The sequence below is a fragment of the Adhaeribacter terrigena genome, assembly GCF_016623615.1.
Classification (GTDB): Bacteria; Bacteroidota; Bacteroidia; order Cytophagales; family Hymenobacteraceae; genus Adhaeribacter_A; species Adhaeribacter_A terrigena.
In genome coordinates, this window is the sequence record NZ_JAEHFX010000014.1 from 1 (window position 1) to 24,302 (window position 24,302).

Below are 24,302 nucleotides of genomic sequence, written 5' to 3' on the forward strand. Positions count from 1 at the left end.
AAATTATTTTAAAATCTTTTGAAGCTTAAAAACGCGGTTCGTAAACCGCTCAAGCCCTTTTTCTTTCCCCGCAAACCTTCCGGTTTGGGAATGCAAAAGTCAGGATCTTTTTTGAAAACTCCAAATTTTAAAATAAAAATCTGAAGTTTTTTTTTCAGCTCCAAATCGTCTTTTACAAAACATTCAGTGCCAGTTCCTAAGCCTTTCAAACGTGCGGAAGAAGCTGCCCTTTTTCCGTTTTGGTGCTGCAAAGATACGGCATTCCTTTCCGTATTTCCTAACCGCTAGTTTGCCATTTGCGCCGTAGCAAACCTATAGCCCCAGTAACATTTATAAAAACAGCTCCTTAGCCCTCCAAAATATTTTATAACTTTTTCCCAAGCCCTCCGTTCAAGGCAGTTTTTATTACTAAAAGCATAGCGTTTCGGCGGGATGCCTTTTCCCTTTCTGCTTGGCTTACTTTTTATATTCTACATTTTCCTCCTCCGAGTTTTTCCCTTTAAAAGGATACCGTTTTTAATTCCTCCTATTTCCAGTGCCCTTCTATAATACCTGTTTATAAATATAAAAGCCGGGCAGAACTTAATCTGACCGGCTTTTATATTTATAAACTTCTCATAGATTAACTAAAGAAAGATGCGTGGGGCGTTTTTAATTGCGCAATTACTGTTTGCCCCCCTTTGGTTTTCTGACCCAATTCCACTTTCATCTCGGTATCGAGAGGGACGAAGATATCTACGCGGGAACCAAATTTTATAAAACCGAACTCTTCGCCCTGGCTTACTTCATCGCCTTCCTTTACATACCACACAATTCTTCGGGCCATGGCGCCGGCTATCTGGCGAAATAGGACTTCCGGACCGGCAGTGCTTTCTACTACAACTGTGGTTCGTTCGTTTTTAGTGCTTGACTTTGGGTGCCAGGCCACAAAATAATTCCCGGGATGGTAACGAAAATATTTCACAATGCCGGAAACCGGGTTACGCGTAATATGCACGTTGATTGGCGACATGAAAATGGAGATCTGCTTGCGCTTATCTTTAAAGTACTCCGGTTCCTCTACATCTTCAATAACTACTACTTTGCCGTCGGCGGGTGCAATGATCAGGTCTTCATGTAAAAGCAGGTTGCGGAACGGGCTGCGGAAGAACTGCAACAGTAACAGAAACACAATTGCGGAAGCAACGGCAAATATCTTATTGAAGGTACTGTTGGCGGCATTGAAATTGAAGAGCAAAATATTCAGCACCAATACTACCAGCAATGTAAAAAATAAAATCCTGCGTCCTTCCTTGTGAATTTTCATCTGTTTTGGTAAACGGTATTGTTTTAATTTATAATAGCCCGGGTTGAAAAACAGCCCGGGCTATTGGGTTTGAGTTGGCAGTTTTGCCTCTCAAAATGATAGCGTTTTTACTATTAGAAGCCGCCGCGGAACTTGTAGGTCTGCGCTACTTTATCAATTGCCACTATATAAGCAGCAATACGCATTGGCACGTTGTGCTTAATAGAAGTGTTGTACACTTTCTCAAAAGCATCGGTCATGATCCGCTCGGCACGCTCGGTAACCAGTTCAAGCGTCCATTTGTAACCTAAACGATTTTGCACCCATTCGAAATAAGAAACGGTTACGCCACCGGAGTTGGCCAGAATATCCGGCACTACCATAATGCCTTTTTCGTTAATGATCTTGTCGGCTTTGGCGGAAGTTGGACCGTTGGCACCTTCTACGATCAGTTTAGCCTGAATTTTATCGGCGTTGGCAATGGTAATTACGTCTTCTACGGCAGCAGGAATCAGGATATCTACTTTAGAAGTCAGCAGATCGCCGGGAGCAGCCATTAATGCAGCGCCGGTGAAACCTTCCAGGCGGCCTTTATGCGCGTTCTTGTAATCAATAGCCGCATCGATGTCGATACCGTTTTCGTTCCAGTAAGCACCGGTTACATCGCTGATAGCCAGAATTTTAACACCTTTATCGTAAAGCAGTTTAGCGGCCCAGGAGCCTACGTTACCGAAACCCTGAACGGCTGCCGTAGCTTGGGTTGGATCCATGCCCAGTTTTTCCATGGCAGCCATGGCCGAAACCATAACGCCGCGGCCGGTTGCTTCTACGCGGCCCAGCGAACCACCTAATACTAACGGTTTACCGGTAACCACCGAGTTTATGGTCATGCCTTTGGTTTTAGAATATTCATCCATTAACCAAGCCATTTCGCGCGGACCGGTACCCATGTCCGGAGCCGGAATATCCTGATCCGGGCCGAAAGTATCGATCAAAGCTAAGGTGTAAGCGCGGGTTAAACGCTCAATTTCGCCGGCGCTCATTTTAGTCGGGTCGCAAACAATACCGCCTTTGGCACCACCGTAGGGAATATCAACCACGGCACATTTCCAGGTCATCCAGGCAGCAAGCGCTTTTACTTCATCCAGAAAAACACCTTCGTCGTAGCGGATACCGCCTTTGGAAGGACCTAATATAGTAGAGTGCACTACGCGGAAACCTTCGAAAACACGCACCGAACCATCATCCATCGTAACCGGGAGGTTTACAATCACCTGGCGGGCCGGCGATTTCAGAACGTTATAGGTATCGTCGTCCAAACCAAGGCATTCGGCTGCGATGTTGAAACGCTCCATCATCGACTCGAATGGATTTTCTTTGTCCTTAATTGGAGCTGGTTCTTTATATGCCATATTGTTGCGCATCGTATATGATCTTTTAAAAGCTGAATTTTAAAATTAAAATCAAGGGCCAAAGTTAGCAGATTCCCGCCATTGCAAAAAACAAAACGCTGGGAAAAATAAACGCTTTTTTTCTAGAAGATCTTCAGGAAGGCAACAATGAACGGCACCACCATAATAAGGCTGTCGAAACGATCGAGAATGCCGCCATGGCCCGGAATTAAAGTTCCCGAATCTTTTACGCCCAGGCTGCGCTTCATTAAAGATTCTGCCAGATCGCCCAAAACCCCGAAAACCGAGATAATAACGGCTACGCCCAGCCAATGAAAACGACTCAGATCCGGAAGAAAATCGCCCATGAGCCAGCCCACCGCCAAAGCCAGCAAGGTGCCGCCAACCCAGCCTTCCCAGGTTTTACCCGGCGAAATGCGTTCGAATAATTTATGCGTTCCGAAAGTTTTCCCGGCAAAATAAGCTCCTGAATCGGCTGCCCAGATAAGCAGCATGATGCCCAAAACCGGTTGCCAACTGTATTGCCCAAACGGAAAGGCGATTAAACTCAACAAGGAAAACGGCACGGCTACGAAAAAAACACCCAGCAACGTAACACCAATATTCAGAAAAGGCTGCGTTTTTTTGCGGAAAAGTTCGGCCAGAAACGGTAGCATAATGGCCGGCAAAAGTATGAACAGCAAATTCTCGCGGACCATGGCTTTCTGATCGAGGAAAATGAGGCCAAAAACCGCGGCAGCCAGCAAAACTCCTAAAACCCGGTTTGGTTCTACATTATTCACGCCCATGAGCCGGTAAAACTCCAGCACGCCCAATATGGTAAGCAAACCAAAAAGCAGAAAAAAGGTCCATTCGCTGAACCAGATCGCGCCAATGAAAACGGCCGCACCGAGTACGCCGGCAATGACGCGGGTTTGCATATTATTGAGTTTTGAAGACTTTTCCGGAGCCATGTACGTTCGGGTTTTCTGGTAAAATGGTGCCAAAACACTAGGGTTCCGGGCTTAAAAAGTGTAAAGAATAAAAATGCTACGCTTTTACGCTAAAAGATTCAGGAAGCTGCCGTTTCCGGGCAGTTTTCCGGCGTGTTTTCGTAGCGTTTTTTGAGGTAGAAAAGCAGCAGCAAACTCATGACCAGCGAAACCAAACCCAGGTGCCAGGGCAGCGAATCAGTGCTTTCTACGTTGGCTTTAATCAGGTTCTGCTGCTGCAAATAAAGCATAAAAACCGTGAAACCGTTATTCATAAAATGGGCAGCAATGGGTACCCACAGGTTTTTCGACCAGAAATAGAGGTACCCGAAAAGCCCGCCTAAAAGCATGCGCGGAAAAAAACCGTAGAATTGTACGTGAATGGCGCCGAAAATAAAAGCAGTGAGCCAGATGGCTACGTGGTGATTTTTCAGCAAACGCGCCAGGTTTTTCTGCAGCACACCCCGAAAAACCAGTTCTTCGCCGATGGCCGGCACCAGCGCAAAAGCTACCAACCCAACCAGCATTTGCCCCAGGGTATCGAAGCGCGTCAGGAATTTAGTCAGTTCGGCTAAGGTTTCTTCTTTTTCTTTCGCCCACAGTTCAAAGCCTGCCAACGCTTCCGGCAACACCATTTTGGCGTTCCAGTTTATAAGCCACGAGTTGGCCGGCATAATTACCAAAGCCAGCAAAGCACTGAGCAAAAGCAGGCCCACATAGTTTTTCTTCGCAAAAAGATAGCGTTTTACGCTGGGTTCGGCTAAAGCAATAAAAACTAAAGGCGCCGCCGTAAACATAAAAAAGTGCGTAGCGAGCTGGTAAAACACCATTGCGGCTCGGCCGTTCGGGAAAGCCTGCGGGTTTACCGTGATCTGTGAAATATCAGCAACACTTAAGCCGAAAAACAAATTCAGGCCCAGCAAGGCCACAAACATGCCCACGCAAATACCGCCCACCATAAAACCCAGCAACAGCAGGATTTTGGTAAACGGGTGCAACTGAGGCGAAATGAAACCTTTCATACCGGCAAATTGGTTTAAAAGCCGTAAATTTACGCGAATTTTTAAATTATACAGGTTTGGTTCAGATAGGCAACATTTCCCTCCCCGATTTCCCGCTTTTGCTTGCTCCCATGGAAGACGTGAGCGATCCGCCGTTCCGCGCGGTCTGTAAAGCCAACGGTGCCGACCTGATGTACACCGAATTTATTTCTTCGGAAGGATTGATCCGCGCGGCGGCCAAAAGCCGGATGAAACTCGACGTGTTTGATTACGAACGCCCGATCGGGATCCAGATCTTTGGTTCGGATATTGAATCGATGCGCGAAAGTGCCATTATTTCTACCCAGGCCGGCCCGGACCTGATTGATATTAACTATGGTTGTCCGGTGAAGAATGTGGCTTGCCGGGGCGCGGGCGCAGCTTTGCTCCGCGATATTCCGAAAATGGTGGAAATGACTTCGGCTATTGTACAGGCTACGCACTTGCCGGTAACCGTAAAAACCCGCCTGGGCTGGGACGATTCTACCAAAAACGTAACCGAAGTAGCCGAACGTTTGCAAGACATTGGCATTCAGGCGCTTTCCATTCACGGCCGCACCCGCGTGCAGATGTATAAAGGCGAAGCTGACTGGCGTTTGATTGCCGAAGTAAAAAATAACCCGCGCATCAAAATTCCCATCTTCGGCAACGGCGATATCGATTCGCCGCAGAAAGCTGTGGAATATAAAAACCGCTACGGCGTAGATGGCATCATGATCGGCCGCGCGGCGGTTGGTTACCCGTGGATCTTTAGAGAAGTAAAGCACTATGTAAAAACCGGTGAAATTTTAGATCCGCCAACCTTAGACGAGCGCCTGGAAGCCTGTAGAATGCACTTTCAGAAAAGCCTGGAATGGAAAGGTCCGCGTTTGGGGGTAGTAGAAATGCGCCGCCACTATGCCAACTATTTCCGCGGCCTGCCGAATTTCAAACCCTACCGCACACGTTTGGTGACCGTAGATGATCCGGCGGAAATTTATAATATCCTGGAAGAAGTTGCCATGGCTATGGCGGGCGTGGAAGTGGAACTTAGCGGACAGGAAACGGTAAAGAGTTTTCCGGAAGCCATGAACAGCTATTAATAAAACGCAATACTTTTTTCTTTCTGAAGTGCCCGGCGGTTTCGCCCGGCACTTTTTATTTTCCTTTGCTAACCTTTTGGTTAAAACACATTTATCCCGACTTTTTTGCTGAAATTTGTTACCGTTTTTTAAAACAATATCTCCCATCGAAACTTCTGTTAATCCCCCAATAGTTCAGGTTGAAAAGACCCCCGTGCCTGTAACCGGCACCCCTGCCCTTGCCTGGATCATTTTAATTTTTCTGTCACTGATCTGGGGCACCTCGTTTATTCTGATCAAGAAAGGGCTGGAAATTTATTCGCCGGATGAACTGGGGGCTTTGCGCATTACCCTGGCTTGTTTGTTTTTGCTGCCGTTTGCCATAAAAAGCCTGGGCACGATTCCAAGGCGTTACTGGAAATGGATCGCTTTCAGTGGGTTTATCGGCAATTTAATTCCGGCTTTCCTGTTTGCTTTTGCCGAAACCGAACTGGCCAGCGGCCTGGCAGGCGTGCTGAATTCCTTAACGGCGCTTTTCACGCTTGTTATCGGGGCTATATTTTTCCAGCAACGCATTACCGGTTTGCGCATTGCCGGCATTATTATAGGCATTGGCGGCACAGCAGTTCTTATTTTTTCGGGCGGAAACGCTGAAACTTCGGGCAGTGCGTTTCATGGTTTTCTGGTGGTTTTGGCTACCGTTATGTACGGCGGCAGTCTGAATATTATTAAACATAAAATGGCCGGTTTAAGCGCCATTGCCATGGCTAGTCTATGCCTTTTGTGCGTGGGTCCGTTTGCGTTCGTTTATTTGTTTTCTACCGAAGCTTTTACCAAAATTACCCACACGCCTGGCGCCTGGGAAGCGCTGGGTTATATTGCCTTGCTGGCGGGTTTCAGTACTGCTATCGGCTTGGTGCTTTATAACAAACTCATTCACATGACCACCACGCTGTTTGCCAGTTCTTCTACTTATTTAATGCCGATCGTGGCGTTGCTTTGGGGTGTTCTGGATGGCGAAACCATTCATTTGTACCATTACGGCGGCATGCTCATTATTTTGTTGGGCGTTTTTATTGTAAACCGGGCGAAGTAAAGATAACCAACTAAGCCTTTCTTCTGGTACAAAAAATAGCGCAGGATTTTAACCTGCGCTATTTTTTTTGTGAATAAGGCAACTTTCCAGGCTCCAAACCAGAACATTTTGATCTGGTTAAAAAGCAATTATAAATTCAATAAACTCACAGCTCTTTGTTATGATTTTAATTCCTTATCCTCTAAATTCGCCGGTCAAATAATTTTTCTGAATTATTTTTTTTTACACGGCCATACCACTTCAGGCAGAAATTTATGATGCTCCGACGCTTTACTTTCTTTTGCTTTTTTCATAGCATTTTTATACTGGCTGGTTTCGCGCAGCAAGTAGACTGGGTTAAAAAGGGAAGCGTTTTACATAATGGCAGTGATTTAATGTGTGGGTTTCAACGCGATGGGGCCGGAAATTTTTATGTGGTAGTTCCCATAAGCGTTTTCGGAAATGGCGGTTCTTGGGGGATAGACTTTTTCGGTTCTACGGTGCAACCCCCCAATCAACAAAAAAAATACAAAATCTTAGGAAAGTTCGACCCAAACATGAACCTTCTCTGGACCAAAACTTTTCGCTGGGATCCGACTTCCTATGTATTGGACCGGAATCACTTGGCAGTAGATCTGGCCGGAAACATTTATCTCGCTGATAAAGATACTACCTACAAATTTACAAATACAGGAAAAGAAGTCTGGAAAAAGGGTATCAGCGGACAGAAAATTAGGTTAAACAATCAAGGGCAATTAGAATTCCAGCAGTTCAGAAACACTAATAATACCCTGAACGGGAACCCAGTTGCGCCTCAGTCCGCCAACGTAGCCACTTTCGATACAGCCGGGAATTACGTACGGCACTTTATCATTATTAATCCAGGGTATTTATCTCAGGTTATCCTTGGTCATAATGGAACAAATTACTATGGAGCCAGATTAGCAACTCAGGTAGCCCCCTTCACAGGATCTTACCGGCAGGAGATCTTTACCTGTGATAGCATTGGCACCATCCTAGATTCAGGAATTCTTAATTATAACGGTTATCAAACAGATAATGCCGGCATATTTGCTGCTGAATATGACCCTATATATCAGCATTATTATCTTGCTGGGTACTTCAAGGATCGCACACCAATAAATAAATCCGACTCTACCCTTATTCCCGGTTATGGGTTTAAAATAATTCAAGTAAATTCAGGCCTACAGGTTCGTGGTAGCTTAACCCTAGGCCCTGAAAGGGTAACGAGCAACTTCTTTGACACGTATATTTATCTGGCTGCAAATAAAGGCAGTCTTTATTTTACTACTATTACTTCTAGACTTGGCTCTAGCAACTCTTGGTGCTTTACCCACCTCGGTCTCTTTAATCACCATGCTTTACAGGATAATAAGGTTATGATGGGGAAAATAGACCGAAACCTGAATACAATTTGGTATATGGGGTTTGGCCTCCAAGCTCCGAGCACTGATATTTTCCCGCCTATTCCTACTGATAATGGCATATACTACGGCGGCACTTCCGGAGCTTTCACCAACACTCATTTTACATTCAACTCTCAGGGTTTCAGCGATATGTTCCTTATAAAGATCACTGATAAAGATTCTACCACCGCCGAAGTTTCTGGAAAAATTTTCAATGACATAAACCTAAACGGAGTAGATGACAACGAACCAGGCGTGGTAGGTCAAAACATTTCGAACAATACAGTTAGCGGCATTGCTTATTCTACGAGTAATGGTTTTTTTCAGACTTCTGCAGTAACAGGCCAAAATACACTTCGTTCAGGCTCATTACCCAAATATTGGGTACGTACCACTCCCGATAGCTTACAAATTAATGTTCCAGCTACAGCATCCCAATTAAATGGTTTCAACTTTGGAATGCGTACTGTTTCCGGAATAAAAGATGCATTCGTAAGCCTCACACCCATGACGGCAGCGCGCATAAACATGCCTGCAAAGTACCAACTTACTGTCCGGAACCTGGCAACAGATGTATTAAGTGGCCAAATAACAATGATAAAAGCCCCGGAACTGACTTATCAGAATGCGTCCGTAATTCCCGATGTAATTTCCGGCGATACGCTTAGCTGGAATTATGCGAATTTGCAACCAAATGAAATACGCAACATCCAGATCAATTTTACTTTACAAAATAATCCGTCTTTAGTAAATAAATATCTCACTAACAAAGCCACCATCACACCAATTGTCGGCGATACTGCAACAGAAAATAATTCTACAGAAATTTACCATCAGGTTACGGGCCCAATAGATCCGAACGATATTACCGTTTCGCCTAGCTGCCCTATTGTTCAGTCTTTTATTACCGATGGCAAATACCTTGAATATCGTATTCGTTTCCAGAATATAGGCACTGATACAGCTTTTTCAGTGGTAATTCATGATACGCTTTCAGCAAATTTGGACCTGAACACATTAGAAATTGTTGCTAACAGTCACAATCCGCGGTTCTGGATTAAAAACAATGTGCTTACCATTTATTTCGAAAATATTAAACTGCCGCACAGCACCGTAAATTACACAGGAAGTCATGGTTTTTTTACTTATCGTATTAAACCGAAAACAAATACCCCCTTATTGGCTACTATTAAAAATAAAGCATCTATCTACTTCGATTTTAATGAGCCGATCCATACTAACCAGGTCACTACTCAAGTAACTTCAAATAATATTTTATTTACTGCCGTTCCGCAACATATAAACTGCTACGGCGATTCTACGGGTTCAATAACTATAAATAATAACACTTGTATTAAAGCTCCTATCAGGTACAGTATAGACAGCGTTATTTTTCAGGATTCGCCCATATTTTCACAATTAAAGGCTGGTAGTTACACTATTTTTATCAGAGCTAGAAATCACTTATACAAACTGGACTCTGTACAAGTGCAGCAGCCGAGTTCTGTTAATTTTAGTGCTATATCCACTCCCATCGATTGCTACGGAGACTCTACTGGTGTAATCACTATCAGCAGTAACATTTGTATGGCAGTCCCGCTTAGCTATAGTACTGATAGTATTACATTTCAGAGTGCTCCAGTATTTTCACAGCTATCAGCTGGCTATCACACTGCCTGGATTAAAGCCGGCAATTTATCTTTCAGATTAGACTCTATCCAAGTGCAGCAACCTGATTCAATTAAAGCTACCATTACCTACAACCACGCAGCTTCTGGCAATGGCGATATTACAATAAATACAACCGGAGGCACAGCCCCATATAATTATGCACTAAACGGTAGCACAAGCCAGAACAATAGCTATTTCGGGAATCTTTCGGCCGGAACTTATCAGGTAACGATAAGGGATCAGAATAACTGCTCTAAAACTTACACTATCGTTATTGAGAATATTTCAAGTGTAAAAGAAAGCCAGTTAACCAATCTGAAAATTTATCCGAATCCGTTCGATAATAAGCTTTATGTAGATACTGGAAAAGCATTAAGAAATGCTCGGGTCCAGCTTTATAACTCGTTAGGCCAATTAATATTTACTCAGGAAATTAAAAACAGACAAACTACACTGGAGCCACCGCATTTACCCAAAGGTTTGTATCTACTAAAAATCATCTCTGATAATGGGATTAGTTCTAAAGTAGTAATTAAGAATTAATAGCAGGTGTATATTGGGTAACATTATCATCTCAAATCTCCACCTGACTTTTTCAGGCGAAAAGCATAGCGTTTTTTGCGCAGAAAAGTCATCTTCAGTTTTCACCCGCCATTTAATACCGTTTTCAGCAATATTTTATTGCCCGAATATTCAACCGTAAAACAATTCTGCCGTAGCCTGAGTTAATAAGATGGCTATCCGGGCGAATGGCGCATACAGGAAAAAAGCTCCGGAGAGCACGTACGCTAATTCCAGCTTAAAACTCCCACGTATGAAAAAATTTGCGATTTTCGGTTCAGTTCTTTTGCTGCACCTTTCCGGTTGTGCCTTTAAATCTCCCGAAGAAAATAACGCCCAGGGCAGCGTTGGCGACCCAAAAGAGGTTAAACCATTTGCTACGCACGCCCCGGCTTTAGAAACGCCGGTTTTAGGACCGTGGCAAGGTACTGTTCCCTGCGCCGATTGCCCGGGCATTAACTACCAGCTTACCCTGCAAAAAGACCGCACGTACGAAGAATCTTCGGAGTACCTGGAAAAAGGCACCAAACCTTTCCTGGAAAAAGGTACCTGGCTCATTACCCAGGATTCGGTAGTAGTGCTTACCAAGCCTGTGGGGCAATCGCAGTTCCGGTTTTCCAGAGGCAATTTATTCATGCTCGATCAGCAAGGCCAGCCCATTACTTCAACCCTGGCCGAAAAGTACCGCCTGAGCCGGCCGGGTGCCGGAAACGGAAAAGGCAGCGCGCTGGAAACGAAACGAAAACAAGGAATTGATTTTGTAGCCATGGGCAACAACAGCGCCTGGATCCTGGAAGTTGACCTTGACAAAAGCATTACTTTTAGCAGCCCGAACGAAAAAATAAAACTAATCGGCACCGAACCTTCGGAACAAAAACTGGCCAATGGAAAGGCTACAGTTTTCCGGGCCAAATCTGAAGCCGGCACCCTGACAGTTCGCCTTACCAACCAGCCCTGTACCGATAAAAAATCTGGCAAGCAATTGCCTTACTCGGTAGTGGTAACGGCCAATGCTATGGATTATAACGGTTGCGGAAAATACCTGGCCGATGAAAACCTGAACGGAAGCTGGGCCTTAACGGGCATAAACGGCAAACCGGTAAATCCCGAAGGTTTATCCAAAGGCGCGCCTACCCTGCAAATAACGCTCGACAGCAAACAAGCCGCTGGCAATGGGGGCTGCAACCGTTATTCAGGCGCCGTTGAAGCTAAAGGCGACCAGGTTATTTTCGGAATGATGGCCAGCACCAGAATGGCTTGCCCCGGCGCGGCTATGACGCTGGAAAACGATTATCTGAAACTGCTTTCCGGCAATACGTTTACTTATGAACTTGAAGGCCCGGTTCTGCGCTTAAAAACCAAAGAACAAACCGCGCTCGTTTACCGGAAAGCAGATTAAATCGCACTTCTTCCCGTTCAGTAAAGCACGCGGCAATGCCGAAAAGCATGCAACCAGTAATGAAACAACTTTAGATCGCAATTTTTGGGTTGGCTAGTATAGCGTTTTTGCTTTTCTGGCATGTCAGTTCACTGATGCATGCGGCTTTAAAGGCACTTTGTATCGGTAAGGCAAAAAAAAACGGTTAACCAAAGGCTAACCGTTTTCCTGTCATCTTAAAAAATCTAACCTTAAAACCTTAAATATCAGTATTATTCTTCCCGATTACCGGCCACTGCGCTTGCGTTAACTTTGTATTGGTCGCTCACAGCCATGTAGTTGGAGAATTGTTTTGGGTTCATGAAGCTTTGCAGCTTGAAATTATAGCGGTCTTCGGCTTCATTTAATTTCTTGGTCATCATTTCCGGATCGTTGCTGTACATGCTCTGGATCTGGGCAGCTGCTTCCAGCTTTTCGGCGGTGTATTTCCGAACCTGGATATATTCCGATTCGTTTAATTGTACTTCGTTCATCATGCGGCGGGCAATATCAGAAGCCTGCGTATTGATAGAAGATGAACCGGTTGGTGCCTGCGCAGAAGCGTTAACAGTGATCAATGTAAAGGCAATAAAAGCAGAAGTAAGTAATTTTTTCATGGCTCAGAATTTATATGTTTTTTGTATGTTTTATTTTCTTTGTCTTTTCTTATAGTCCTTTAACTGCTCTCAGCGGGCTTCGGTTGCCGCAAATTCATCATAAAATTGCACTATTCTAACAGTACTATAGGAGTTAGAAAAGGTGAGTTCAAGTCCGTCGTTTTTCCTTGTGAAATCCTAGCAATTTTCTGCGAAGTTCCTGCCTCGCCCAGTTTTCCAAACCCTGAAGCTCTTCAAAAATACTAATTATCAGATATTTAATTCTGCGCGAAAACTATCCGTTTCCTGTGCAATTCTTCAGCTTAAACCCAACTGCTTTTTCATTCCGGAAAACGGTAGGGTTTGGCTAACAAAAAGTCAGGACGCCGGAATTTCAGCATGTGGGTTTTATTTTATTACTTCGCCGCAATTCTAATTATCTGATAAATGCCTGCTTCTGCTGAAATACTTGCCCATGCCCGCGCTTTTGTAAAACAAGAACTGGCCCGCGACAGCAGCGGCCACGACTGGTGGCACATTTCCCGCGTAACCCACACCACTCTGGAAATTGCCCGCCACGAAAATGCCGACCTGTTTGTGTGTGAACTGGCCGCACTGCTCCACGACATTGCCGACGAAAAACTGAACGCCAGTAAAGCCGCCGGGATGCAGAAAGTAAAAAGCTGGCTCGAAGAAAATCAGGTTCCGGAAAAAGCTGCGGCGCACGTTTTGGAAATAATCAGCACCATGTCGTACAACGGCGGACATAACCAGCCTATGAAAACGCTGGAAGGGAAAGTAGTGCAGGACGCCGACCGGCTCGATGCATTAGGCGCCATTGGTATTGCGCGCACCTTTGCGTACGGCGGTCACAAAGGTCATCTCATGCATAACCCGGCGTTAGCCGTTCGCGCAGAGATGACGCCGGAAGAATACCGCAACGCCGAAAGCACGCCCATTAACCATTTCTACGAAAAACTGCTGAAACTTAAAAATTTGATGAATACAGCTTACGGGAAAAAGCTGGCCGCGGAAAGGCACGCTTACATGGAAAATTTCCTGGAGCAGTTTTATCAGGAATGGGAAGGAAAACGGTAGGGTTTGGCAGGAAAAAAGTCTGAAGCGGACTTTACTTATCAAGATCGACCAGAAAATTAGAACCGGAGATGATTTTTTCTTTTTTCCGCTCCTGAATTTCTACCCGAATGGTTTTAATACCGCCGGCAAGCCAGTTATTGACCAGTAATCTGCCTTGCTCCGGTTTATTTTTCTGTTTCCGGAAAACGACGCGTTGCAAGATCTTTCCGGTGGCGGCATCGGTTATTGAAATGGCAAGTTCAGCCTTATTCGGGTATTTTTCCAGCGGAAGCTGATACCAGATGGGTGCATTTGCAACGTTGCGTAAGGTTCTCCACTCCTGCTTTATTAAAACCGGAACTTCGTTCGTGGTGCCGAATGCTACTACCTGGTAAAGGTAACTCCCGGGTTTGGTGAGCGTATCGGAGAAAGAATAATCCTTTAACAGTTTACCGTAACTATCGCGCGCAACTGCCTTCCGGCCGTTTTCTACAGCCTTAAACTGGGAAGCTTCGCGGCGCAATATCCGGAATCCGGTAGCAGAAATGGAATCGGGTAAAGCCCAGTGCAGCGTTACGTTACCGTTTTGCACAAAATTTCCGGCTGGTATTACGGGCGTAACAGCAGCCGGAATTCCGTTGGGTTTGGTGCTGACCTCAATTTTGAACCGGCATTGGTCGTTTAAATAACCGTCTACATTCAGCAGATAAGTTTGTCTGGACTGCAACGCTTGCAGCAATACAAAAATATCGTCCTGGCTGGCCAAAGAAGTGCAGGAAATAATGTTGTAGGTAGCCGGTTCGCAGGGTTTTCCGGTTAAAACCACCAATTGCACACCCCGGGTATCGCGGCAGGTTTGTCCGCTGATGTTTACAAAGTAATTCCCGGAAGTTGCCGGCGTAAATTCAAACCACTGGTCGTTGTGATATTCCACACATTTGCCGGTCAGGCTTTCATCCACGCAACTGCGCTGCACGGTACAACCCGTTGTGTTCGACCAAACTGCTTCTTCAGTTTTTAAAACCCGGCGATGCGCTATATGATCGTTCGGAACCTGCGCCCGGGCAAAACCAATGCAGCAAAACCACAGCAGCAAGCTTATTCCCGGCTTCCTGTAATTTTTGCGTTGAAACATCGGCAATACTTTTTCCACCCGAAACCCTAGCGTTTTGGCGCATCATTTTCCAGTCGAAGTTTGCTGTGCGTGCGGCCGTAGAAGAAATAGACAATTAAACCCAAAGCCAGCCAGGCCAGGAAACGGCTCCAGTTCGTAATGCCCAGTTCGGTCATTAAATACAGGTTCGTAACCAGACCAAGCACCGGAATTAAAGACAGGTTATTTTTGAAGGTATAATAAAGCAGCGCCACGCAAACCAGCAGGAAACCAAGCATCGGCAGTTTGTGCTGCGTTTCTTCCCAACCGCCTTCAAATCTCAGAAAGTTAAAAATTCCTTCGGCGTTGAAATAAAAACCGATAGCCAGTACGATTAATAGTATGAATGGGAAAATGAATTTACCATTGTAGTAAGGCACTTTAAAACCGGCACGTTTGCGGTGGTCCGGGTCGCGCTCCAGAACTAAAATGCCGCCGCAAACCAGTACAAACGCAAACAAAGTCCCGATACTGGTCAGGTCGGTAACTTCGGTCAGGTTCATGAAAAGCGCCGGAATAGCCACCACAAAACCTGTTACAATGGTGGCAAAGCTCGGCGTCTGGTATTTCGGGTGAATTTTAGAGAACGCTTTCGGCAGTAAACCGTCGCGGCTCATGCTCATCCAGATACGCGGCTGGCCCAACTGAAAAACCAGTAAAACGCTCGCCATGGCAATAACCGCACTCACCGAAATAATGCCCGCCATAAAACCCAGGTCCAGCCGTTCGAAAACGAAAGCCAGCGGATCGCCCACGGCCAGCTCTTTATAAGAAACCATACCGGTAAGCACCAGCGTAATAATTACGTACAAAACCGTACAGATTATCAGCGCATAGATCATGGCTTTGGGCATGTCGCGCTGCGGGTTTTTGGCTTCTTCGGCCGTGGTAGAAATCGCATCGAAACCGATATAGGCAAAGAAAACCGCCGAAACGCCTTTGAGTACCCCGCTTACACCGTTGGGCGCAAACGGGCTCCAGTTTTCGGGCTGCACGTAAAAGGCACCTACTGCAATTACCAGCAAGATCACGATCAGCTTCAGAAGCACCAGCATATTAGCCGTGCGCTTCGATTCTTTAATGCCGATGTAAACCAGGTAGGTAATTAAAACCACGATCAGCAAAGCCGGAAGGTCGGCCACCAATCTTACAGAACCCAGCGCCGGCGCGGTTTGCCAGGCTTCGTAGGCGCTTTGCAAGTTCTGCGGAATAGCGTTTAAAGCCGTGCCGGAAGCCAGTAAAGCGCTTACTTCTTCATGACCGCGCATCGCGCTCAGAAAATCCATGGTGAGGTAAGCCGGAATGTGAATATTTAAACCGGCGAGCAAAGAGGTAAAATAATCGGACCAGGAAATAGCTACGGCAATATTTCCGATGGCGTATTCCATGAGCAGATCCCAGCCAATGATCCAGGCTACAAGTTCGCCGAAGGAAGCATAAGCATAGGTATAAGCGCTGCCCGAAACCGGAATGGTGCTGGCAAACTGGGCATAGCAAAGTGCCGAAAATGCGCAGGCAATAGCCGTAAAAACGAAAAGCAACGAAACCGCCGGTCCGCCGGCCGCACTCGCATTGCCAATGGTGCTGAAAATACCCGCCCCGATAATGGCCGCAATTCCCAGCGAAGTCAGATCGCGCAGGGTTAAATTGCGGGACAGTTCCAGCCCGCCGTACATTTCGTCTTCGTAATGGGTTTCACCTAAAAGGCGGTTTATATCTTTCTTGCGAAAAAGCGCTTTCAAATTCATGCTTCGGAAATTAGGCTGAAAAGATAAGGAAATATTGAAGAAAACTGCGCAATTTCTGTCTGTTTCCCATTCAAAACGCTATAGTTGCAGGCTTAAAAAGTGCCTGATTCGTTTTTTCAGCAAAATTCTTCTTTATGTTGATTCCGGAAATTCCCGGGCTTAATGTTTCAGACGCTCCGCAGCACTTTTCTGGTCTTAAAGTATAGCGTTTTATTAAAAAAATCAGCAACAAAAAAAGGCCCTGCGCAATGCAGGGCCTTTTTAAAGCATGATTACAGGTAATTAACGTACCACCACAAAACGCTTGGTAGCTACACCTTCAGCAGTTTTTATTTGCAACAGGTAAGTACCGGCATTTAAATGAGCTACATTCAGCTGAGCTTCGCCCGAAACGTTTTTCAGGGCAGCAACCTGCTTGCCAGTCAGATCTAAAACCGTTACTTCCGCTTTCAGATTATTATTAAGTTCAATGTTCAGCACTTCGGTAGCCGGGTTTGGATATACATTTACCAGACGGGCCAGTTGAGCATCTTTCACACCGTTGATCAGGATCGTTACGCTTTCGTTTACAGCAACCAGGGTATCGCCGGCGGCCACTTCTAAAACGGAAAGCGTGTAATCGTAAGTACCAGGAGCGTTAAAGATCACCCGGAAAGCAGTAGTATCGTCAGCTAAGGCAAAACCAGCAGCCGGCCCGAAGGTTACTTCTCCATTGGCATCGAAGGTTAAAGGCAGATAATTACCAGAAACCGCATCTTCGTAGAACAATTCAATATCGGAAGCCTGCGCCGGATTGGTCAGGCTTAGTTTAATGTTAACTGTTTTACCAGCCATATCGCCAGCCGTTATACCAACTTCGAAGTCGTTTTGCGCGCGGGTTACCAGATTGGTACGAGCATTCAGATCAGATGCAATTTTTGGATTCACGAAAGCTGCAACGGTAACTGTTTCAACCGTTGGCGTAGCCAAAGCGACACCGGTAGCAGCATCGATAATGGCTAAGCTGTAGTCATAAGTACCGGCAGTTGCAAAAGTTACTTTAAAGTTGCTGGTCAAATTAGCCAGCGGGAAACCAGTAGCCGGGCCAAATTCCATTTCGCCGGTAGCATTGAAAGTCAATGGAAGGAAAGTACCTGGAGTAACTTCGTACGACAAAGTAACATCGGCAGCCTGCGCAGGGTTCGTCAGGGTCATTTTCCCTTTCACCATTTGGCCTGCTGAAGTACCGGTAGTAGTTGTAACGGAGAAACTTTCTTCAACCGTAGTTTTTACGTTGGTACGGGCGTTTAAAGTTGAAGCAATGGTAGGAGCAACAACCGGAGCTGTTACCGTTACTGATTCCGTTACACCCGGAACTACGGCAACTCCAGTGATAGCATCTACAATTTCTAACGTAGTAACATAAGTACCGGCAGCATTATAAGTAACGCGGAAGTTAGAAGTAGCATTTGCCAGCGGGAAGCCGGTAGCCGGACCGAACATGAACACACCGTTCGCATCGAAAGTAAGTGGCATCCAGGTGCTGGTAGTGGTTTCAAAGTATTCCTGGGTCATGTTGGCAGCTTGCGCCGGAGTAGTCAGGGTAGCTTTCACTTTTACCATGTGGCCAGCCATATCGCCGGCTACAGTCGTTACATCATAAGTTTGCTGCACGCCGGTTAAAACGCCCGTGCGGCCATTCAGAGTAGAAGCAATGGTTGGGTTTACAAAAGCTGCAACCGTTACCGATTCAGCTGTTGGGGTAGCTAAAGCAACACCAGTAGTAGCATCGTTAATGGCTAAGCTGTAGTTATAAGTACCGGCAGCCGCAAACGTAATTTTAAAGTTAGTAGCAGTGCTTGCCAGCGGGAAACCAGTGGTAGGGCCAAATTCTGTTTCACCGGCAGCGTTGAAAGTTAAAGGCAGGAAATTACCTGGCGTAGCTTCGTATAATAAAGTAATGTCAGCGGCTTGCGCAGGAGTTGCCAAAGTCATTTTAACTTTTACCATCTGACCTGCAGCAGAACCTGTAGTAGTTGCTACTGAGAAGTTTTCTTCTACGGTAGTTTTAACACCTGTACGGCCATTAATAGTAGAAGCAATAGTTGGAGCAACAATCGGAGCGGTTACGGTTACCGATTCGATTACACCCGGAACCAGGGCAACGCCGGTAGTAGCATCAATAATTTCTAAGGTAGTAGCATAAGTGCCGGCTGCATTATAAGTAACGCGGAAGTTAGAAGTAGCGTTAGCCAGCGGGAAACCAGTGGCTGGCGGACCGTAGATGAACACGCCGTTCGCATCGAACGTGAAAGGAACCCAAGTGCTGTTTGTAGTTTCGAAATACTCCAAAGCCATGTTGGCAGCTTGCGCCGGAGTTGCTAAAGTAGCTTTCACTTTAACCATAGTACCAGCCATATTGCCGGCAGTAGTAGTTACATCGTAGGTTTGCTGTACACCGGTTACAACACCAGCGCGGCCATTTAAGGTAGAAGCAATGGTTGGAGCAACAACAACAACCGGAGCTGTTACGGTTACTGTTTCAGTAACGCCAGGAACTACAGCAACACCAGTGGTAGCATCTACAATTTCTAACGTAGTAGTATATGTACCGGCCGCATTATAGGTAACACGGAAATTTGAAGTAGCATTCGACAGCGGGAAGCCGGTAGCCGGCGGGCCGTAAACAAATACACCGTTCGCATCGAAAGTAAAGGGAACCCATGTGCTGTTAGCAGTTTCAAAATATTCTAAGGTCATGTTGGCAGCCTGCGCTGGAGTAGCCAGAGTGGCTTTCACTTTAACCATGCGGCCAGCCATATCGCCGGCTACGGTTGTTACATCGTAGGTTTCCTGCACACCAGTTACTACACCGGCGCGGCCGTTTAATGTAGAAGCAATGGTTGGGTTTACAAAAGCAGCAACCGTTACTGATTCAGTAGTTGGAGCTGTTAAAGCAACACCAGTAGTTGCATCGTTGATCGCTAACGAGTAGTTATAAGTACCCGCAGCAGCAAACGTAATTTTAAAGTTGGTCGAGGCATTTGCCAGCGGGAAACCAGCGGCCGGGCCGAATTCTGCTTCGCCAGCAGCATTGAAAGTTAAAGGCAGGAAGTTGCCCGGAGTAGCTTCGTATAATAACGTGATATCAGCAGCCTGCGCAGGAGTAGCCAGGGCTAATTTTACTTTCACCAACTGGTTGGCAGAAGATCCGGCAGTAGTTGCTACAGAGAAGCTCTCTTCTACGGTAGTTTTTACACCAGTACGACCATTAATAGTTGAAGCAATGGTTGGAGCCGTTGTAACGGCAGCAGTACCCATCAGTTTTACTTCGTCAAGACGGGCAGCTACCGACGCAGCCGTTTTTTTCCAGCGTAATTTCAGCCCGTTGATCTGAGCTGCAGCCGGTAATTGAATACCAGAAACGGTGTACCAGCCAACGGTTGCAGCAGCAGCTTCGGCAAAAGTATAGGTTACGGGTACATAAGCAGTACCATTCCAATAAGCCAGCTCAATAACCGGTAAGCTGGCAGCTTGTTCTTTCCGGTAGGCAAATTCCAGAGTCAGGTTAGTATAAGTAGAAGCATCAATATCTCCTATTGCAAAATACCTGTCACCTGAGGCAGCCATCCATACGTTAGCATCGTTTGCGCCATCGGTACCCTTATTATTTGACTTACGGAGCTCAGTGGCGTTTGCAGCTACGGCGCCATCGACAGTCATTGTAAGCGCATCGTTATCGAAACCATTAATCGATTCATGCGTGGCAATAGGAGTATCGCCGGTAACGGTTCCCATTTTCTCGAAGAAGATCTGGGTTTGTGCCTGGCTGGCATAGCCGCCCAGCACCAGCGAAAGCATCAGCGCTGCTTTCCTGCATAAGTTTGTAAAATTGTTCATTAAAAATTTGATAAAGTATAAAAGATTAATTAGCAATACGCTTGATTATAACAACAGGCTTTACCGATTATTACCGCAAAGGTAGGATTATTATTACAAGAATAGCAAGGTGTTATTATAATTTATTCGTACAAAGCTGCAGACAACAAAATGTGGCCGAACGTTGCCTGGGTGTTGAAAAAAAACAGATAAAAAGATATTCCACAGTTAGCGGTTGTGCCAGTTATTAGAAAGGGAATAAGCGGAAACAGCCAGGAGAAGCACATAAAAAAGCCAGAACGCTATACTTTTTGGTGCAAAAAGTATAGCGTTCTGGCTGTAAAAGCTACGTGAGAATCCGCATAAACGGTATTTGCAAAGCTTTAAAAAGCTCCCCGAAAACGCTATGGTTTTGGGCTTAAAAAGTGTTTAACGCGGCAACATGATCCGGAACGTGGTGCCTTTGCCCACTTCGCTCCATTTTACAAACAATTTACCACTGTGGTAATTCTCAATAATGCGTTTGGCTAAGGCAAGGCCTAAACCCCAACCACGTTTTTTGGTCGTATAGCCGGGCATAAAAACGTTGTCGAGCATATTTTTTGGAATGCCTTTGCCGGTATCTTTAATATCGATGGCAATAAAATTCTTCCCGTGTAGCGACAAGTTTACGTCGATACTGCCTTTGCCATCCATGGCATCTATGGCGTTTTTGCAGATGTTTTCTACCACCCATTCGTAAAGCGGAATATTTACTTTAGCCGGAATATGGCTCGGAAAATCGGCGTGCAGGCTGAAAACTACTTTCTGCGAAACCCGGCTCTTTAAATACGAAAGGGCTTTTTCGGTTACTTTCAGAATATTTTCGTCTTTTACAACCGGCACCGAACCAATATTGGAAAAACGCTCGGTAATAATTTCCAGGCGCCGCACATCTTTGCCCAGCTCTTCTACAATGGGTTCGTGCTCAAATTTAGGACTGCTCCGCAAATATTCGTACCAGGCCATTAAACTGCTGAGCGGCGTACCTAACTGGTGCGCGGTTTCCTTGGCCAGGCCTACCCAAACGCGGTTCTGTTCGGCTTTGCGCGAATAACTAAACGCAAAATAGGCCATAAGCGCAAAACAGGCCATTACGGTAAGCTGCACATAAGGGTAATAACGCAACTGCGTAAGGAGGGTAGAATCTTTGTAGAAAATGTAATTCTTAAAGCCTTCGCCAAATTCAACCAGAATAGGCTGGTGCTGGGCTTTCATTTCGGCGATTTCTTTGCGCAGAAGTTCGGCTTTTTTCTCTTCCGTGATATTTTCCGGCAGCCGGAAATTCTTGTAATCCATCACGTTCTCTTCGCCGTCGGTCAGAATTACGGGCACCGATTTATTCGCTTCAATAATTTCTTCCTGGATAAAAACGGTATTGTCGTCGGTTTCGGAACCCACCATAAAGCGCAAACCTTTGGCGTAAATATCGATGAGCTGCTGTTCGCGTTCGGCTACTTTCTGGACTAAAATATTGGTATACACCACTGTAGCCGCTCCAATTAAAAGCGCAACCATAACAATTACGAGCTTAATGCGGGCTTTCTGGTTATAAAGAGTAGAGATCATATTAAAAAAATACCGGCTTTTGGCCGCGTAACTTCAACGAAGAACCAGAAAGAAATATGCAATTTTTCCCCCATTATTTTTGTTTTAGCCGCGTGGTTCGGTTCAAAGCAGGCTAATTTATAATCATTTTAAATAAGGAAAGCTTTAGACTATACCTTTACAATTAAGAAATACAAACGTAATTTTGCGTGTTGGTTTGAGTAATTGACTATGCTCCATAATTTTAAAGCCGTTAGCCTCTCGCATAAAAAAGCGCCGCTGGCTATCCGCGAACTTATTGCCTTAGACGAAACCGCCTGCAAGCAGTTTCTGCAGATGATGCAGACCTATCTGCAGGCTACCGATATCCTGATCCTTTCTACCTGCAACCGCACCGAAGTTTATTACAGCGCTGAAGAAGACCTGAGCGCCGAAATTGTAAAACTACTGGGCGTATCCAAAGGCATTGAAAACATCAGCCAGTATTTCGATTTCTTTACCATTCTGAACGAGCACACCGATGCCGTGCAGCACCTCTTCGATGTTTCGATGGGCCTGGAAGCGCAGGTGGTAGGCGATATGCAGATCTCGAACCAGGTAAAAACGGCTTACCAGTGGTCGGCAGACAATAATACGGCCGGGCCTTTTCTGCACCGTTTAATGCACGCCATTTTCTTTACTAATAAACGCGTAGTACAGGAAACCTCCTTCCGCGACGGCGCTGCTTCTACTTCTTACGCCACCGTAGAACTGGTAGAAGAACTGACCGCCGACATGCACGAACCGAAAATTCTGGTAGTTGGTTTAGGCGAGATCGGGGCAGACGTTTGCCGGAATTTAGCCGCTTCGGCGTTTGCTAGAAATGTAACCATTACCAACCGCACCTTAGCCAAGGCCCAGATCCTGGCCGAAGAATGCGACCTGAAGGTAATTCCGCTGGAAGAACTGGTACCAGCCATGAAAGAAGCCGACGTGATAATTTCTTCGGTTGCCATGGATTCGCCGTTCTTTACTACCGAGATGATCAAGCGCCTCGATGTACTTTCGTTTAAATTCTTCATCGATCTTTCGGTGCCGCGCAGTGTGGCCGCCGATGTAGAAAATATTCCGGGCGTGCTGGTGTATAATATCGATACTATTCAGAATAAAGCTACTGCCGCCCTGCAGCAACGCTTAGATGCTATTCCGCAGGTAAAAGCCATTATTGCCGAATCTATTGAAAGCTTTAACGACTGGACGAAGGAAATGATGGTATCACCTACCATTCATAAACTGAAAAATGCGTTGGAAACCATCCGCCAGGAAGAAATGGCGCGTTACCTGAAAAAGCTGAACCCGGAAGAACTCAAGCGCATGGACGACGTGACCAAATCCATCATGCAGAAGATCATAAAACTGCCGGTGCTCCAGCTGAAAGCCGCCTGCAAACGGGGCGAAGCCGAAACCCTGATCGATGTACTGAACGACCTCTTCGACCTGGAAAAACAACCGGAAGAAATTCAGCACTAAAAACGGTACTGTTTTAAACAAAAAAAGTAAAGCCCCGGCCTAATGGTACGGGGCTTTTTTATTGTCTAGGCATTAATCCATGATGGAAATCTTTACAATGGATCAGGAAAAATATTTAATTGCTATATATAGATATTAGAAAAAATTAAATTATGTTTGAACCCGTGGTATAACTCATGCTAAATAGCGCTTTTCAGCTTTTAACGTGAACTCTCTTACCAACCACTTTCCCTAAGATTGCAATTTTTCATTTATAACCTTTTATCAATTAAACTCTTATCTTTTATGAAAACCAAAATTACCCTTTTCAGCCTTGCTATTGCAGCTATTTTTTCATCCTGTTCTAAGGAAACGTATTTCACCAATACCAATCAGAGCTATGGTGGCTTCCACAAAACTGAACAAGTAACAACTGCTGAAACGCAAGCCTCTGCCGAAGAAGTTACCTTAACTGCTTCGGCAGATGCACAGCCGGTAATCATTAACCAAACACCTTCTTTTACCGCTCCTAAAACTGTTGAAACCAAAGCTGCAGTAGCAGAACTGGGCCTTGAGAAAGTTTCAGCAATGTCTAAAAAAGAAGTAAAGTCAGTTATAAAAGCGGCGAAAAAAGAAGCGAAAGAAGCTAAAAAAGACGTTTCTGCTGAAGGCAAAAGCCAGCTGGTTGCTTTAATTTTAGCAATTCTTGTTGGTGCCTTGGGTATTCACCGTTTCTACTTAGGTTATACCGGAATTGGTGTTGCGCAGTTATTAACACTTGGCGGTTGCGGCATCTGGGCTTTAATTGACCTTGTCCGTATTATTACCGGCGATCTGAAGCCGAAAGACGGCGATTATACTGATAAACTTTAGTA

17 protein-coding genes are annotated in these 24,302 nt (G+C 45.5%); 7 read left to right on the forward strand and 10 right to left on the reverse strand.

From position 1 onward, the window contains the following. Window positions 1-8 precede the first annotated feature (8 nt). The 5 genes from I5M27_RS18190 to I5M27_RS18210 form a co-directional block, all read right to left on the reverse strand. Window positions 9-251, reverse strand: a complete 243-nt coding sequence (locus I5M27_RS18190) for a hypothetical protein (protein ID WP_200507823.1) — start codon at window positions 249-251, stop codon at window positions 9-11. Window positions 252-622: 371 nt separating this feature from the next. Further along, entirely contained in the window at window positions 623-1,306 is a 684-nt protein-coding gene (locus I5M27_RS18195; protein WP_200507824.1) for a phosphatidylserine decarboxylase family protein, read from the reverse strand. Window positions 1,307-1,419: 113 nt separating this feature from the next. Then, on the reverse strand, window positions 1,420-2,697 hold the full coding sequence (locus I5M27_RS18200) for a Glu/Leu/Phe/Val family dehydrogenase (RefSeq protein ID WP_200507825.1): 1,278 nt from the start codon (window positions 2,695-2,697) through the stop codon (window positions 1,420-1,422). A gap of 122 nt (window positions 2,698-2,819) precedes the next feature. After that, on the reverse strand, window positions 2,820-3,650 hold the full coding sequence (locus tag I5M27_RS18205) for a phosphatidate cytidylyltransferase (protein ID WP_234462601.1): 831 nt from the start codon (window positions 3,648-3,650) through the stop codon (window positions 2,820-2,822). Between the two features lie 98 nt (window positions 3,651-3,748). After that, the gene (locus I5M27_RS18210) at window positions 3,749-4,690 is read right to left on the reverse strand and encodes a CPBP family intramembrane glutamic endopeptidase (RefSeq protein ID WP_200507826.1); all 942 of its coding nucleotides are present in this window, start codon (window positions 4,688-4,690) and stop codon (window positions 3,749-3,751) included. A gap of 56 nt (window positions 4,691-4,746) precedes the next feature. Between I5M27_RS18210 and dusB the strand changes: the two genes are divergently transcribed. From dusB to I5M27_RS18230, 4 genes are all read left to right on the forward strand, one after another. Next, window positions 4,747-5,790, forward strand: coding sequence for a tRNA dihydrouridine synthase DusB (dusB, locus tag I5M27_RS18215; protein ID WP_200507827.1), 1,044 nt, complete (start codon window positions 4,747-4,749; stop codon window positions 5,788-5,790). A gap of 193 nt (window positions 5,791-5,983) precedes the next feature. Then, a complete protein-coding gene (locus I5M27_RS18220) occupies window positions 5,984-6,865 on the forward strand; it encodes a DMT family transporter (RefSeq protein ID WP_200507828.1) in 882 nt (293 codons plus the stop codon). Between the two features lie 254 nt (window positions 6,866-7,119). Beyond that, window positions 7,120-10,485: a DUF7619 domain-containing protein gene (locus tag I5M27_RS18225; protein WP_200507829.1), complete on the forward strand. Its 3,366-nt coding sequence runs from the start codon at window positions 7,120-7,122 to the stop codon at window positions 10,483-10,485. Between the two features lie 271 nt (window positions 10,486-10,756). Further along, on the forward strand, window positions 10,757-11,902 hold the full coding sequence (locus I5M27_RS18230; protein WP_200507830.1) for an META domain-containing protein: 1,146 nt from the start codon (window positions 10,757-10,759) through the stop codon (window positions 11,900-11,902). A gap of 251 nt (window positions 11,903-12,153) precedes the next feature. Here I5M27_RS18230 and I5M27_RS18235 read toward each other — a convergent pair whose 3' ends face one another. Further along, a complete protein-coding gene (locus I5M27_RS18235) occupies window positions 12,154-12,537 on the reverse strand; it encodes a hypothetical protein (protein WP_200507831.1) in 384 nt (127 codons plus the stop codon). 426 nt (window positions 12,538-12,963) lie between these two features. Between I5M27_RS18235 and I5M27_RS18240 the strand changes: the two genes are divergently transcribed. Beyond that, entirely contained in the window at window positions 12,964-13,614 is a 651-nt protein-coding gene (locus tag I5M27_RS18240) for an HD domain-containing protein (protein WP_200507832.1), read from the forward strand. A 31-nt stretch (window positions 13,615-13,645) separates the two neighbouring features. Here I5M27_RS18240 and I5M27_RS18245 read toward each other — a convergent pair whose 3' ends face one another. The 4 genes from I5M27_RS18245 to I5M27_RS18260 all read right to left on the reverse strand — a co-directional run bounded on the left by I5M27_RS18245 (window position 13,646) and on the right by I5M27_RS18260 (window position 21,960). Further along, complete coding sequence (locus I5M27_RS18245; RefSeq protein WP_200507833.1) at window positions 13,646-14,689, reverse strand: hypothetical protein; 1,044 nt, start codon at window positions 14,687-14,689, stop codon at window positions 13,646-13,648. 65 nt (window positions 14,690-14,754) lie between these two features. Beyond that, entirely contained in the window at window positions 14,755-16,494 is a 1,740-nt protein-coding gene (locus I5M27_RS18250; protein ID WP_200507834.1) for an amino acid permease, read from the reverse strand. A gap of 282 nt (window positions 16,495-16,776) precedes the next feature. Beyond that, window positions 16,777-20,373, reverse strand: coding sequence for a T9SS type A sorting domain-containing protein (locus I5M27_RS18255; protein WP_200507835.1), 3,597 nt, complete (start codon window positions 20,371-20,373; stop codon window positions 16,777-16,779). Between the two features lie 408 nt (window positions 20,374-20,781). Further along, the gene (locus I5M27_RS18260; protein ID WP_200507836.1) at window positions 20,782-21,960 is read right to left on the reverse strand and encodes a sensor histidine kinase; all 1,179 of its coding nucleotides are present in this window, start codon (window positions 21,958-21,960) and stop codon (window positions 20,782-20,784) included. A 210-nt stretch (window positions 21,961-22,170) separates the two neighbouring features. Between I5M27_RS18260 and hemA the strand changes: the two genes are divergently transcribed. Both hemA and I5M27_RS18270 read left to right on the forward strand, forming a co-directional pair. Continuing rightward, window positions 22,171-23,448: a glutamyl-tRNA reductase gene (hemA, locus tag I5M27_RS18265; RefSeq protein WP_200507837.1), complete on the forward strand. Its 1,278-nt coding sequence runs from the start codon at window positions 22,171-22,173 to the stop codon at window positions 23,446-23,448. Between the two features lie 285 nt (window positions 23,449-23,733). Further along, window positions 23,734-24,300, forward strand: a complete 567-nt coding sequence (locus I5M27_RS18270; RefSeq protein ID WP_200507838.1) for a TM2 domain-containing protein — start codon at window positions 23,734-23,736, stop codon at window positions 24,298-24,300. The last annotated feature ends 2 nt before the right edge of the window (window positions 24,301-24,302 follow it).

Coding starts and splice junctions, on each gene's coding strand:
- I5M27_RS18270 (WP_200507838.1), top strand. CDS start 23,734: ATGAAAACCAAAATTACCCTTTTCAGCCTTGCTATTGCAGCTATTTTT.
- I5M27_RS18260 (WP_200507836.1), bottom strand. CDS start 21,960: ATGATCTCTACTCTTTATAACCAGAAAGCCCGCATTAAGCTCGTAATT.
- I5M27_RS18205 (WP_234462601.1), bottom strand. CDS start 3,650: ATGGCTCCGGAAAAGTCTTCAAAACTCAATAATATGCAAACCCGCGTC.
- I5M27_RS18210 (WP_200507826.1), bottom strand. CDS start 4,690: ATGAAAGGTTTCATTTCGCCTCAGTTGCACCCGTTTACCAAAATCCTG.
- I5M27_RS18240 (WP_200507832.1), top strand. CDS start 12,964: ATGCCTGCTTCTGCTGAAATACTTGCCCATGCCCGCGCTTTTGTAAAA.
- I5M27_RS18200 (WP_200507825.1), bottom strand. CDS start 2,697: ATGGCATATAAAGAACCAGCTCCAATTAAGGACAAAGAAAATCCATTC.
- I5M27_RS18235 (WP_200507831.1), bottom strand. CDS start 12,537: ATGAAAAAATTACTTACTTCTGCTTTTATTGCCTTTACATTGATCACT.
- hemA (WP_200507837.1), top strand. CDS start 22,171: ATGCTCCATAATTTTAAAGCCGTTAGCCTCTCGCATAAAAAAGCGCCG.
- I5M27_RS18255 (WP_200507835.1), bottom strand. CDS start 20,373: ATGAACAATTTTACAAACTTATGCAGGAAAGCAGCGCTGATGCTTTCG.
- I5M27_RS18230 (WP_200507830.1), top strand. CDS start 10,757: ATGAAAAAATTTGCGATTTTCGGTTCAGTTCTTTTGCTGCACCTTTCC.
- I5M27_RS18225 (WP_200507829.1), top strand. CDS start 7,120: ATGATGCTCCGACGCTTTACTTTCTTTTGCTTTTTTCATAGCATTTTT.
- I5M27_RS18250 (WP_200507834.1), bottom strand. CDS start 16,494: ATGAATTTGAAAGCGCTTTTTCGCAAGAAAGATATAAACCGCCTTTTA.
- I5M27_RS18195 (WP_200507824.1), bottom strand. CDS start 1,306: ATGAAAATTCACAAGGAAGGACGCAGGATTTTATTTTTTACATTGCTG.